The sequence below is a fragment of the Adlercreutzia murintestinalis genome, from assembly GCF_943192905.1.
Classification (GTDB): Bacteria; Actinomycetota; Coriobacteriia; order Coriobacteriales; family Eggerthellaceae; genus Adlercreutzia_A; species Adlercreutzia_A murintestinalis.
Window position 1 is genome coordinate 32,998 of the sequence record NZ_CALPCC010000018.1, and the last position, 12,835, is coordinate 45,832.

Genomic DNA, 12,835 nt, shown 5'->3' on the forward strand with positions numbered 1-12,835 from the left:
CCTCGGCATCCGCCGGCTTCGCTTCGCTTCCTGCGAAACCGGCGGGGCTATCGTAGACCCATGCGCACGTTCATCGCCCTCGATATCCCCGACCGAATGCGAGACGACCTCGCGGCGGTTGCGCGGTGCCTGCAGGGCACGGCGCGGGGACAGTTCATCCCACGCGAGAATTACCACATGACGCTGGCGTTCTTGGGCGAGGTGCCGCAGGCCATGCTCGACGACGCGGAAAGCGCGATGGATGCCGCCCTCGCCGATTGTATTGGCAGTGCCAGCATCGAGCTGCGCGCCAACGGCCTCGGCACCTTCGGGCGCCCCAAGAACGCGACCCTCTGGATGGGCTTCGCGAAGGAGCCGGCCCTAATGGAGCTGGTCGAGCGCCTGCGCGACCAGCTCGAAGCACGCGGCTTCGCCCTCGACGGGAAGACATTCCTGCCGCACATGACCCTCGGCCGCCACGCAAGCTTCCCGGCCGCCGAGCTGCCACCCATCCCCTTCCCCGAACCCATTGCGACGCGCCAGATAACCCTCTACAAAAGCACCCTCGCCAAAACCGGAGCAACTTACGACCCTCTTTACTCAGCATCGCTCACCCCGCGCGACTGAAGCCCTCGATTCCGAGAGCGCCATATTGCTGCTAGAGCAATGCCCGCGGTTGCGATGATGCCGTCGAATACTCCTACTGCCAGTTCCCCCGCGGGAGACGCTGTGGTATCGTCGAGCGCCGGAAGACGCAAAGGAGGTGATCGAGCATGGCAAAGAAGCGAAAGGCACCCAAAACCGGCCCAGTCTGGCACCAAACCAGCACCGAAGCAACGCTATCGAGAATGCCCCACTACAACGGCCACGCCTGCGCCCACGGCCCCCAAGGCGACACCAAATACAACCGCCGAAAAGCAACCCGCCAATTCAAAAAGGAGCTCGATTCGAGCTCCTTTTGGTGTTTAGCACGATGGGGGCCTAGGTAACGAATAACCTCACGAACAGATGTATTGAGAGTGCCCTTCTTGTCCAAGCACACACCAAACATAGCCAGTGTTACATAGGCCAATATATCCGAGCTAGTGGCAAAATTGCGCGCGTTTCTTCATCGGCTGCTTCGTAATTGCTGACAAACAAACGCACAAAACCATCGAGGTCTAACAAGCGAATAGGCATAGGGGCACGATCTGCTTCATAACGCGCCTCCTTAGTAAAGCCACCAGTGCTTACATATAGACCACTATCGGAAGTCTTAAGACCGCCGATAAAGGCCCGAATAAGCGGCGCTCCGATCTGGCCCTTGCGGTGCTTAACTTCAGCTACAATGCGTGGCGATTCCAAACCCAAACCATCTGGCGAAGCAATCACATCCTGGCCGCCGTCGGACCCGCGTCCCGTCATTGATGTTTTATACCCAAGCATACGCAAAAAACCAGCAACGAGCAGCTCCATATCCTCCCAAGCAACATGCATAACTCTATCTTTAATGCGCTCGATGCCATCTTCTGCAGTTGCATAGCGAATTTCAGCATCGATATCTTGCTCGGTTTCGTCTAGTTCTTGTACAGTCGGTCGATCAGATGCCCCCATTAAATCAGCAAATACCTCATCTCCGATTGAGAAGATAGTCGATATTGCCCCCAACGAATTACGCGATGTTTTCTTTAGCGAGTCACGGGGAGACTCCTTTTCCCACCTCACTGCTCGTCGATACGAAATGTCGCCATCACTATCTGTGATGCGCTCGCATGCACCGATAATAGTACCCACATGGTAAAGACGCGTCTCAGGCTCATACATTACAACGCGCTCACCCTCAACAATGTCGTTAGCAAAGCGCCATATCTGCCCCACCGCCGTAGCAATTTCCTGAGTACTTGCATCGGAATGACATGAAGCATAACGAGCGCGGATTTCTTCCTTGGATAAACCAACGAGGTCTGCCCCGTCAATATCCCAGTAGATAGATACTGCATTATCGTCCAACCATTTCCCCGCATACTGTGCATTTCGCCCAGCCCTTACCATCCACGCACCCATGAGCTATCCCGCCAATCATCAAATCGCAACTGTGCCCTCTTGAACATTAGCATAAACCTATTTCGCCGAATTCGTATTCGGCCTTGATATACTGACTCAACTCGCTCCTTGAAAAGGAACCCACTTTTAATGCTGCCAATATAGTTCATCAGCGTAAGCATCCCCGAACAAAGGAGATCCCATGCTTACCGATATTAAGCGAACCGATTTGTTTTGCGATTACTATTCTCGCTGGATCGCTATTTACAAGGAAGGCGCCATCCGTGATGTCACCATGAACAAATATCGCCTTACTCAATCTTGGCTCCAGAAACTCATACCCCATACGCCTCTCTGCGAGCTCACGCGCGTTGCTTACCAGCAACTTCTAAACGACTACGCAGAGCACCATGAACGTCAAACAACAATGGATTTTCACCACCAACTGAAAGGCGCAATTCTCGACGCGGTGGACGAAGGTCTTATCGACCGAGACCCTACACGTAAGGCAATTGTCAAAGGCAAGCCCCCAAAGAGCAAAAAGCCCAAGTACCTCAATCAGTTTGAGTTACACAAATTACTGGGCGAATTAAATCTGGGTGCCGAGCTTAATTGGGACTGGCTTATTCTCCTTATTGCTAAAACGGGGTTACGCTTTTCAGAAGCAATAGCCCTTACGCCAAGAGATTTTGATTTTGCTCACCAGGTAGTCTCCGTCAACAAAACTTGGGATTACAAAGGGGGTTCTGGGTTTGTTCCAACAAAGAACCGATCCTCTATGAGAAAGGTCGAGCTGGACTGGCAAATGATCATACAGTTCTCTGAGCTCACGAAAGCACTTCCACCCGATGACCCTATTTTTATCAGCGGTCCGATTTATAACTCCACCGCAAATGCAATTCTCGAACGACGGTGCGTGAAGGCGGGTGTTCCGATTATTTCGGTTCATGGCCTCCGCCATACTCATGCATCGCTTCTGCTCTTTGCCGGCGTATCAATTGCAAGTGTTGCTCGAAGATTAGGTCATGCGAGCATCAACACAACACAGAAAACCTATCTCCACATCATCCAAGAACTCGAAAACAAAGACGTTGACCTAGTTATGAGATCGCTATCAAGCCTTATCTAACAAAAACATGCTTACGCTGATGAAGGGTGATAAGGGAATCAATCTCGTCAAATGAAGCCGCTATTCTTTTCTGTTCTTCTTTTTTCGCCGGATAACAAACAGGGATCTTTGCAAATTGGTCAAACTTGAGCATCAAAGTATCCTTCGAATTTCCCTGAGAAATCGAGTGAAATTTGTGAAGCATTTGAGGGCGTTTTAAAAGCCTTGAAAAGAAACGGGGGAATGTAGGTGATTTTGGTTTTGCAACCACATAAGCTGGGCTAACAATACCATTGTGTGAGCTTGCATCAACTGCGCCTTGCCACATACGCATGCTATTGTAAACAATATCCCCAACGCAAACGATTTTATAATTCACAATGCTTGCGCCAGGATTAGTGTCTCGCTCCGATTCGGAAGCGGGATAAACACCATTGGAGATACTTACAGATAGAATCTCTAATTCAGACGATCTCTCAGTAGCCTCATAGAACAAATCTCCCAACTTACGCTGTTCCCAAGTATGTTTACTTTGAACAGAAGGAATGGAAAATCGCAAATCTGTATTACTTGGGAACAGCGTAAGTTGGGAGAATTGGCATCTATTTTTGGCGGTAATGCTTGGAGTTCTAAGGAGTATGATCCATCAGGTGAATATCTTGTGATAACAATCGCTAATGTTAATGGTGAATATGAAATCGATGATTCCGTGGGTAACAGAATCAACAGTGAAAGTTGCTCAGAGTACTTACTCTCTCATGGTGATATCCTTATTTCTCTTACGGGAAATGTCGGTAGAGTATCCAAGATGACCAGCAAAAAGGCCGTTTTAAATCAACGGGTTGGGAAAATTACTATTGCTGGTGACACGGATAAAGAATTCATCTTTCAGGCTCTTCGTAGCGATCGCTTTTTAATTGCAATGGAAACAGCAGGACGAGGGGCGGCACAGAAGAATATAAGCAATTCGGATGTGCTTTCTTTTGAACTGGCGTTGCCAAAACAAGAAGAGCAGCAGCTTATTGGCAGGACCCTGTATCAAATTGATTCCCTCATCACCCTTCATCAGCGTAAGCAAAAAAGGCTAGCTGATTGCTCAAATTACAACATGTTACACACCCAGAATCCTTAACTGTTCAGCTATGTTTTTCTCAAGTTCAGCAATCTCTTTCTCATCTTGCTCGATAAGCTTCTGCACCTCAGCAAGGTCAATCTCTTCTTCTGGCTCAAAAGTATCTACATATCGTGGAATGTTGAGGTTGTAATCGTTTTCCTTGATTTCGTCACGCGACGCAACATGAGCATATTTGTCAACATCTTGACGTTTCTTATAGGTTTCGACAATCTTCTCAATATGCTCTGGTTTGAGACGATTTTGATTCTTTGCTTTCTCAAATTCGCGCGAAGCATCAATGAAAAGCACGTCTTTGGTTTGTTTGTTTTTCTTAAACACCAAAATGGTAGTGGGAATGCCCGTACCGTAAAAAATGTTCGCAGGAAGGCCAATTACTGCATCTAGGTAGTTTTTGTCGATTAGCTTCTGCCTGATGACACCCTCCGCCGCACCGCGGAACAAAACGCCATGAGGCAAAACGATCGCCATTGTGCCGTTTTCTCCCAGATGATACAAACTATGCAGAATAAAGGCATAATCGGCTTTTGTTTTTGGAGCCAGCTTTCCGTAGGGGCCGAAACGCTCATCCTTGAGCTTTGTTTCGCTATTGTCCCAGTGGGCCGAGTAGGGCGGATTAGCAACCACAGCATCAAAGGACGTATGCGGGTTATCGATGCCTCTCGCATCTTTACCAAAAGGCCAGTCGCTCTCAAGCGTATCGGCATTTGACAAGGTCATATTGTTAAACGGCACGCCGTGCATCATCAAGTTCATGCGGGCAAGGTTGTACGTGGTCGTATTCAATTCCTGGCCAAAATACTTTACCGGCTGACCTTCGGGCAGCTCTTGTCCAACGGTCAGCAAAAGAGAGCCAGATCCCATGGCAGGATCGTATACTTCAAAGAAGTCGTTTGTTTTCTCTTTGCCAAGGGTAACAATCTTTGAAAGAATCTCGCTCACCTCATGGGGGGTATAAAATTCGCCGCCCTTCTTTCCGGCCGAAGCAGCAAATTGCTTGATCAGATACTCATATATTGCACCAAGAATATCCTTGCCATCATCGCTTTTGTAGTCGATGCTATCAACAAGCTTAACGATGCGGCTAAGAGATTTAGCGCGCTCATTCGTTGACGAACCCAGGCGCGAATCACCCAAATTAACGTCGTTAAAAACACCCCTGAAATCTCGCTCAGCATCTTTATTCAACTGGGCATTCTTATTAAAGTTGTCAAAAATGGCTTGATAATCGCTCGGCACGACCATGCTGTTGTCAATCTTATGAACCAGCGATGCCCATGTGTCGAGAGGAGCAATAGCATAACCAAGAGTCGAGGATATATCTTCCAGATACTCATCGAGATCATCCCCATTTGCTTGCTCTAAATATGCCTCGTTGAACGTTTGCCCGTCAGCAACATCGATGATGCCATCGCTCTCAAGATAATCTTGCTGATGCTCTGACAAATAACGGTAGAACATAAAAGCTAGAATATAGTTTTTATACTCAGCAGCATCCATATTGCCGCGAAGCTCATTGGCCATCGCCCACAGCTTTGAAGAGATCTCTTGCAAGTTGCTCATTTTGGTCATTCCTCTCTAAACAAACATCTGCTGAAGCAGCCCTTTTTTCAATTGTTGTAAATGCTCAGCCTTACGCTGATGAAGGGTGATAAGGGAATCAATCTCGTCAAATGAAGCCGCTATTCTTTTCTGTTCTTCTTTTTTCGCCGGATAACAAACAGGGATCTTTGCAAATTGGTCAAACTTGAGCATCAAAGTATCCTTCGAATTTCCCTGAGAAATCGAGTGAAATTTGTGAAGCATTTGAGGGCGTTTTAAAAGCCTTGAAAAGAAACGGGGGAATGTAGGTGATTTTGGTTTTGCAACCACATAAGCTGGGCTAACAATACCATTGTGTGAGCTTGCATCAACTGCGCCTTGCCACATACGCATGCTATTGTAAACAATATCCCCAACGCAAACGATTTTATAATTCACAATGCTTGCGCCAGGATTAGTGTCTCGCTCCGATTCGGAAGCGGGATAAACACCATTGGAGATACTTACAGATAGAATCTCTAATTCAGACGATCTCTCAGTAGCCTCATAGAACAAATCTCCCAACTTACGCTGTTCCCAAGGGTCAGTAAAACCCGGGAAACGAATTTCTGGAACCGTCTCTCCGTCTTTTGGAAACATTTTTTGGAGAAGACCCTTCTTTAATTTCTGCAAGTGTTCCAACTTACGCTGATGAAGGGTGATAAGGGAATCAAGTTTGCTGAAATAAGTCCCTATCTTTGTTTGCTCTTCAAGCTGCGGGCAAGAAACTTCAAGTTCCATTACTTTTTTCTTGGAAATATTGAAGCGGGATATACCTTGAGCCAGTAACGTCATGCTGTTCCTCATGCTTTGCGATCTAAGCATGTATGCAAGATAGTGCGTGTCGAAACTTCCATCTTGCCGATAGCCGAAACAAAAACTATTCAAATAGACATTCGGCTGTTCAGAGAGCCAAACCGACGACATACCGACTTCTTCCGGGGTTTCAGATGATGTGGTAAAAAACACATCACCAAACTTCACTGCGTTCTGTTTGGGATCAATTTCGATAGCTTCAAGTCGGCCGGCATCAGCAATCGGGTTATCGAAAACATTAGTGTAAGGTACGAATCTGGCTTCTCCATGGCCAAAGTCTTCCTTGGTTTTTCCAGATAAGCCACCAAAAGTTGTGCCGCATTCTCCTAACTTACGCCGTTCCCAAGGTTCAGTGAAGCCAGGGAAACGAAGCTTCGGCACATTCGGTTTGTTGTTATCCATACATAATTCCTTTCGGGCAAAGCCGGCTTTAGTTGGCAACGAGAAAGTACGAATATTGTTGAATCGCTTGCGCTATCAGGTAAATCTTTGCTACCCTACAAACGTTTCAACATGAAGCGGCTAGCGAACGGAGAGATACCTAAGCTTGCCGCTTCTTTGTTTTCTCCTCCAAACCAAACTTAACCCGCATTGCAGGAGTATCTAAGTAATCGTAATACTTGCTTGACAGCTTTTTGTACAGAGACGAGGCAAACTCTCTATTCGGCAGAAGAATCTTCTCAAAGCGTCCAATCTTTACAAGGTAGTCCACCATGCGCTTGTAGTCGCCATCGCCAGACACCAGAACAACCTTTCCAAACGGCTCTTTCTCAAGCAGCTCCTTCATGACCTCGAAGACAATATCCACATCGACGTTGCCTTTCTTCCTGCCCTTAAGCGTTTTGCTATGCTCCCTGAATACTAAATCATAGCCATATCGCCGAAATGCCTCATACATTTTATGTTGGCTCTCATCGCGAGCGCCAAAAAAGCAGTAGGCCCGATCGACGCGGTACTTTTCCTCTAAATAGACTCGAAACCTTCGCATATCGATTTTCCACGGTTCGGCTGCCGTAGTAGTCGCCAGATGAAGATTCTGGGAATCAATAAAAGCTCGATTATTCAAAGGTTCCATAGTCTTTCCCTTGTCCTGCGATCTCGGCCGCTTCGTCCGCCTCTAAGACAGAGCTAACTCGTCAGCCAGCTGATAGATTGCTTCACGTAGACCGTTTCTGTACTTGATTTTTGATAGCGCCTGCACCTCAGCATCGTCAGCAATGGTTTTATAGCTTTCGGCTGCTTTTGCCAAAATTGCTTTGATCTGCCCCGTATCATCAAGATCCTGTTGACTATATTGGTGGCGCGCAAACATTTCACGCATCTGGGCGTTGCTTACAATTTCCGTTATTCCCCATTTCACGCGGAAATGCACAAATGTTTTATCCAAACTGGCTCTATTTGCCCCCTGAATAACTTCCTCGCAATCTTCAAGTTTGAACGGGTACTTGAGATTCGCTTCATCAGTGGGGTAAAGTCTTTTTACAATGGCCTCTGCAGCTTTGATAATTCTTGCGGCATACGCACGATCTTCGAGGCCATTAGCAAACTGCCGTATCTCGCCTTGCGTTTCTTTGGCTTCCTCTGTCTTATCCTCATGCACCTGATTGAGCAGCTTTTCAACCAGTTCAGTCAGATAATCATAATTGACTTTGACATCCTTAACGTGAGTCATACGTAGCTCTAGCTGGTAAAACGGGATACGCCTCTCGCTAGCGATATGCTCTTTAAGCTCGTTGGTTAAAACGGTCGTCAGCATTTCTTCTTGTTCCGAGGTCATGCCAAGCGCTTCGATGAGTGCATCGGGATTATCGTAGTCAAAGCCCTCTCCCCCATCTTCTTTGACATATTGCTTCAGCTTCGCCATGCCGCTGTTGTATTCCCTCAGCAGATCGAGCATATAATCCTTCTGGCGCTCCGATGGAGGCAACTGGGTAAAGTCGTCGGTCAAATCTCGCAGTTTGTCGACCTTGCTTCGCACCGTCTGAAGCATTTCCCTGAACTTTGGTGCCGTAATACCAGCTTCGATATTTTTAGCACTCTGTTCTTCGTCTGATAGGTTTGCTGAATCCTTGTTCGCATATACAGCCAGCGCTTCGTTCATAAGCTTCTCGTTATGAGCTGGCCAACGATAGTTCACCACACGGCCCCACGGCTTTTCCTGCATGTCCGCAATGCGGTTTGTACGCGAATATGCCTGGATTAAGCTTGCACCCTTAAGGGTTCGGTCAACATAGAGCGTATTCAACTCGGGGGCATCAAAACCAGTGAGTAACTGGTCTACCACAATAACAATATCTAGATAATTCTTATCGCTAGCCGTCCTATTCAAGCGCGTTGTAACATCTTGGGTGTAACCCGAAACATCATCCATACCAAAGTTGGTATGGAATTCCATGTTATAGGCTTGAATAGCTTCGTAGAGCCCCTGATTGGTTTCCAGCTGATAGTCGTTATTGGTCGTGTTTTGGCTAAATGTAACCGCCACTTTGAGCGGCTTTTTTCCAATCGCTTCATATTCGGCATTCACGCGCTGGAACTCCCTGAAATACATCATCGCCATAGGAGTACTTGCCTTGCCCCCACCAACATGAGTTGTAAGCAATGCGTTGTACTTGCCATCGTTAGAGCGATTCCGCCAGTTGTCAAAAATATCTTTTACAACCAATGCAACATGTTCCTTGTTTTCGTCGTAAAACGAGGCTTCCACCGCATCGTCCATATCGTCGGCAGTCATATTATCTATACGCTTTTGAATCTGCTCGTCCGACCAGTTAGGGTACTGCTGCCTAAAGAAACTCGGCAGGTATTTTTCTTTCATATCTGTCTCGTCAATGGTGGTTTCAAAATCAACCTTAAACCCTAAGACATTCGTATCGGCAATTGCTTCGCGTATTGTGTAGGCGTGAAGCAGCCCACCAAACACATCCTCTGTCCTCACTGATTGCGTAACGTCATCGAACATAGGCGTACCGGTATACCCAACCCATGCAGCGTGCTTGAACGCTGATTGAATTGCCTTAAATGAATCTCCGCCAGTTGAGCGATGCGCTTCGTCAACGATAAAAACGATGTTCTTCTCAGGTGCTTTGAACGACTTACGCTTAACCAGCTTGTCGAGCTTTTGTACTGAAGTAACAATGATATTGTTATCTTTTGACTTAAGCTTGCGGCTTAGATCGTTGGTGTTCTGCGTGTCTTGCACGCTTGATGGAAGCTCGTCTGAAGCATCGGGATCGTAGGCGCGATAGTTTTCACTCGTTTGCTTGGTAAGCGCTATACGGTCAACCAAAAATACAACTTTATCTATTTTGGGCATACGACTTGCTAGCCACGCAGTCTTAAAGCTGGTAATAGTCTTGCCTGATCCAGTTGTATGCCACACATAGCCAACTTTGTTTGTACCCAGTTCGAAGTCGACTTCTTTCAGCTTTTTGATGACACTCTGAGTAGCATAGACCTGATACGGCCTCATCACCTTCAAGCTTTCTTTATTCTTTGTGCCATCCAGAATCATGTAATTCGTCGCCATCTGATGTGCCATAGGAATAGAAAGCATGGAGTCCGCAAACTCTCGCCAATTGCGCACAATGCCGTTGTCGCTTTTGCGTTGCCAGTTGAAGGCAAAATCCTTATTGAATTTTTCCGTTGTTGTATTCGCCATGTATTTTACGTTGTTGGGCGTAATAGCCACCAGAATCTGAAGCGTGGAAAAAATATCTCTGTACTGGTTTTCGTCGATGTATTGATGCATCTGATTGAGCGCCTCATCAACATCGCGAGCGTTGCACTTCTCTTCAAGCTGTATGATAGGAAGTCCATTTATGAGAAGCGTTGTGTCGAAGCGACGACTTTGCTTGCCTGCTATTTTCGCCGGACGCTCGATCTGGTTAACTATCTGATAAACCGTGTCGCCAGCGCCAATCTGTTTTTGGTCGAACACCGTCAGAAAAACATGTCGTCCGTCGTCGAGATCAACTTCGATCTGAGACACGCCATTCAAGCCGTAAAGAAACTGCCCCGCTTTATAAGGTGTTTCCAGATCCGAAATCACTTGCTTAACCTGATTGAACTCAACAACACTGAGAGGGTGCTCAAGAGTATCTTGGTTGTGTCGTTCGAGAATCTTCTTGAAGTTGTCCCAAAGCTGCTCAGTCGTCTTAATACCCGGCTCATATTTCCACTTTTTTGTTTTAGCCACATAGTCAACGGCTCCCTCTTTTACCACATTCCGAGAGGGCTCTCCTGTTTCAAAGGAGTTAGCAATCGTTCCGCTACAAAGATATTGAATAAGTTCATTTTCAAACTGAGATTCATTCATGATTGACTATCTCCTTGAGTTTTCCCATCATCTTTTTTGTTTCTAGATCAACCAGACGTTTTTTCAGTGCCGCAAGCTTCAGTTGATTGAAATACAACGCCCCAACAATCCGCTGCTGCTCAATAGAAGGCAAATCAGGTAATTGAAGTTCGGAAAGCTGCTTAACCGTGAACTTGAGCGTTGCGGAGCCCTGGAGACCGCCTGTCAGTTGGCGCCGGATGAAAGCGTTCTCGTTGAGCAAATACGCTAAATAGCGCGCGTCAACACCAGGGGAGAGCATGAACTTCACATAGTTCTGCGTAAGAAGATATCCGCTATGTTTAGGACTAACAATCGCGGCATTGCCAGAAGCAAGACTATAGACCAGAGCCCCGGCTTCCAAAGTCATTACTCTATCTTTAGTTCTAATCCTCTTGCTGCTTTCGCTGCAGATTTCCACTCCGGACAAATCGTTTTCCATTTCCGACTGCCCGTAGAAGTAATAAATCGGATCATTTTCAGAGGAAGATTCCACGGTGCGATACTGCGAAGTTCCGCTTTTAAGTTCGGCTATGTCTGACAATCGCAGCATAATACTGAGCCCCTCAACTTTCGATAATACGCACCGCCACAATGTCAGTATGACATTCTATAGATTCCTGTCAATATGTAATTTTTGATTATTACAATTTGCAATTCATAGGGAATCAGATGCTCCAATGAGAATACTTAGTAACGATGATATGTTCATTAACCGGAACACCAAGCAATTGCCCCGCCTCTCTAAGCTTCTCCGTAATCTGCACGTCTTCATCCGATGGCTCTACATTTCCACTTGGGTGATTATGGGCAACAACAATACTTGCCGCTCGATCCTCGATAGCCTTCGCAAATATTTCTCTCGGATGAACTAAGCTCTGATTCAACGTTCCTTGAAATATAACCGTGTTGCTAATGAGCCTGTTTGCCCCATCCAGCGTTAGAACCACAAAGTGCTCTTGCTTCTTGCCTCGAATGTCTTTTAACTGCTCGACAGCTGCATCTGTATCGGAAATAACTGGGTTTTCGGCTGGCATCAAATACCTTTTGCCAAGTTCAAAGAGCGCCACGATTTCACTTGTTTTGGCGATACCCATGCCCTTAATATTTACTAGTTCGCTATAGGTAACTGAGCTGCCTTTGTCCCGCAGCAACTTCAAAATCTGCTTCGAGATGCTCTGCGCCGATGCCTGCTTGTTCCCACTCCCAATCAATAAGCGCAACAACTCCAGATCGCTCAAGTTGCTTGCACCATATTTGGCCAGTTTTTCCCTTGGCATCATTTTCCACTCACCGCTTCTAAGCATCGTTTTATGAGTACCGTATTTAATTATGATACTATTAATTACCCGAGAACTGAATCAGGAGCTCCATAATGCAAACTCAAATAGCTATTCCATTAGCAAAAAACCTGAACGATACGGATATCCAATCCCTTGAATCTTTAGCAAAGGATCTGAGCATAATGGGCATCACTGTCAAGATGCCCAACCCCCTATCTGGCGGTGCGCTTATATTTGAATACGATCGAGAAGCCCATAAACGCAATGCAGGGCGCAAGAAAAAAACTATCCCAACTAAAAGCGCTATAAGCAAAATGACCCAGAATCAAATAGACGACTGGCTGCTTAATAACCCAATTGAAACAATCCAGACAGAGCTCGGAGTAGGACGCTCAACAGCATTCCGCCGCCGAACTGAAGCCCGCGAACGAGTTGAGTACGCCATTATTGCACTCGAAGAGGGTCGCATTTCACAGCCGTGATTTAATAGAGATTTTAGGTTTGGAGTGGTCAAGATAAATTGGACGATTATTTAAGAATCTTCAGGCCGCTTCGCGCTCCAAGTCGCAAGGGGCATT

The 12,835-nt window shown here is 46.6% G+C and carries 12 protein-coding genes; 4 read left to right on the forward strand and 8 right to left on the reverse strand.

What is annotated here, in order from left to right:
- Nucleotides 1–60: 60 nt before the first annotated feature.
- A complete protein-coding gene (gene thpR / locus NFR19_RS06960; protein WP_251213066.1) occupies nt 61–606 on the forward strand; it encodes an RNA 2',3'-cyclic phosphodiesterase in 546 nt (181 codons plus the stop codon).
- A 432-nt stretch (nt 607–1,038) separates the two neighbouring features.
- Here thpR and NFR19_RS06965 read toward each other — a convergent pair whose 3' ends face one another.
- Nucleotides 1,039–2,022, reverse strand: coding sequence for a restriction endonuclease (locus NFR19_RS06965; RefSeq protein WP_251213067.1), 984 nt, complete (start codon nt 2,020–2,022; stop codon nt 1,039–1,041).
- 181 nt (nt 2,023–2,203) lie between these two features.
- Here NFR19_RS06965 and NFR19_RS06970 point away from each other — a divergent pair, with 181 nt between their 5' ends.
- A complete protein-coding gene (locus tag NFR19_RS06970; protein WP_251213068.1) occupies nt 2,204–3,130 on the forward strand; it encodes a site-specific integrase in 927 nt (308 codons plus the stop codon).
- Here the strand turns inward: NFR19_RS06970 and NFR19_RS06975 are convergent.
- Nucleotides 3,123–3,668, reverse strand: coding sequence for a restriction endonuclease subunit S (locus NFR19_RS06975; RefSeq protein ID WP_285813468.1), 546 nt, complete (start codon nt 3,666–3,668; stop codon nt 3,123–3,125). The two genes, NFR19_RS06970 and NFR19_RS06975, sit on opposite strands and share 8 nt — an antisense overlap.
- On the opposite strand from NFR19_RS06975, the gene NFR19_RS06980 reads away from it, so the two are divergent.
- Nucleotides 3,633–4,241: a restriction endonuclease subunit S gene (locus NFR19_RS06980; RefSeq protein WP_285813469.1), complete on the forward strand. Its 609-nt coding sequence runs from the start codon at nt 3,633–3,635 to the stop codon at nt 4,239–4,241. The genes NFR19_RS06975 and NFR19_RS06980 overlap by 36 nt on opposite strands.
- On the opposite strand, the gene NFR19_RS06985 is transcribed toward NFR19_RS06980, so the two are convergent.
- From NFR19_RS06985 to radC, 6 genes are all read right to left on the reverse strand, one after another.
- Nucleotides 4,221–5,804: a type I restriction-modification system subunit M gene (locus NFR19_RS06985; protein WP_251213071.1), complete on the reverse strand. Its 1,584-nt coding sequence runs from the start codon at nt 5,802–5,804 to the stop codon at nt 4,221–4,223. The genes NFR19_RS06980 and NFR19_RS06985 overlap by 21 nt on opposite strands.
- A gap of 15 nt (nt 5,805–5,819) precedes the next feature.
- On the reverse strand, nt 5,820–7,040 hold the full coding sequence (locus NFR19_RS06990) for a restriction endonuclease subunit S (protein ID WP_251213072.1): 1,221 nt from the start codon (nt 7,038–7,040) through the stop codon (nt 5,820–5,822).
- A 139-nt stretch (nt 7,041–7,179) separates the two neighbouring features.
- Entirely contained in the window at nt 7,180–7,713 is a 534-nt protein-coding gene (locus NFR19_RS06995) for an NYN domain-containing protein (protein ID WP_251213073.1), read from the reverse strand.
- A 42-nt stretch (nt 7,714–7,755) separates the two neighbouring features.
- Entirely contained in the window at nt 7,756–10,956 is a 3,201-nt protein-coding gene (locus NFR19_RS07000) for a type I restriction endonuclease subunit R (protein WP_251213074.1), read from the reverse strand.
- On the reverse strand, nt 10,949–11,527 hold the full coding sequence (locus tag NFR19_RS07005; protein WP_251213075.1) for a restriction endonuclease subunit S: 579 nt from the start codon (nt 11,525–11,527) through the stop codon (nt 10,949–10,951). The genes NFR19_RS07000 and NFR19_RS07005 overlap by 8 nt, the downstream gene beginning before the upstream one ends.
- A gap of 115 nt (nt 11,528–11,642) precedes the next feature.
- Nucleotides 11,643–12,281 carry a RadC family protein gene (gene radC, locus NFR19_RS07010; protein ID WP_349665521.1) on the reverse strand — a complete coding sequence of 213 codons (639 nt, stop codon included), beginning with the start codon at nt 12,279–12,281 and terminating at the stop codon, nt 11,643–11,645.
- 68 nt (nt 12,282–12,349) lie between these two features.
- On the opposite strand from radC, the gene NFR19_RS07015 reads away from it, so the two are divergent.
- Nucleotides 12,350–12,739, forward strand: coding sequence for a hypothetical protein (locus tag NFR19_RS07015; RefSeq protein WP_251213077.1), 390 nt, complete (start codon nt 12,350–12,352; stop codon nt 12,737–12,739).
- The last annotated feature ends 96 nt before the right edge of the window (nt 12,740–12,835 follow it).

Coding starts and splice junctions, on each gene's coding strand:
- radC (WP_349665521.1), bottom strand. CDS start 12,281: ATGCTTAGAAGCGGTGAGTGGAAAATGATGCCAAGGGAAAAACTGGCC.
- NFR19_RS06990 (WP_251213072.1), bottom strand. CDS start 7,040: ATGGATAACAACAAACCGAATGTGCCGAAGCTTCGTTTCCCTGGCTTC.
- NFR19_RS06980 (WP_285813469.1), top strand. CDS start 3,633: ATGTTTACTTTGAACAGAAGGAATGGAAAATCGCAAATCTGTATTACT.
- NFR19_RS06985 (WP_251213071.1), bottom strand. CDS start 5,804: ATGAGCAACTTGCAAGAGATCTCTTCAAAGCTGTGGGCGATGGCCAAT.
- NFR19_RS06970 (WP_251213068.1), top strand. CDS start 2,204: ATGCTTACCGATATTAAGCGAACCGATTTGTTTTGCGATTACTATTCT.
- thpR (WP_251213066.1), top strand. CDS start 61: ATGCGCACGTTCATCGCCCTCGATATCCCCGACCGAATGCGAGACGAC.
- NFR19_RS07005 (WP_251213075.1), bottom strand. CDS start 11,527: ATGCTGCGATTGTCAGACATAGCCGAACTTAAAAGCGGAACTTCGCAG.
- NFR19_RS07015 (WP_251213077.1), top strand. CDS start 12,350: ATGCAAACTCAAATAGCTATTCCATTAGCAAAAAACCTGAACGATACG.
- NFR19_RS07000 (WP_251213074.1), bottom strand. CDS start 10,956: ATGAATGAATCTCAGTTTGAAAATGAACTTATTCAATATCTTTGTAGC.
- NFR19_RS06965 (WP_251213067.1), bottom strand. CDS start 2,022: ATGGGTGCGTGGATGGTAAGGGCTGGGCGAAATGCACAGTATGCGGGG.
- NFR19_RS06995 (WP_251213073.1), bottom strand. CDS start 7,713: ATGGAACCTTTGAATAATCGAGCTTTTATTGATTCCCAGAATCTTCAT.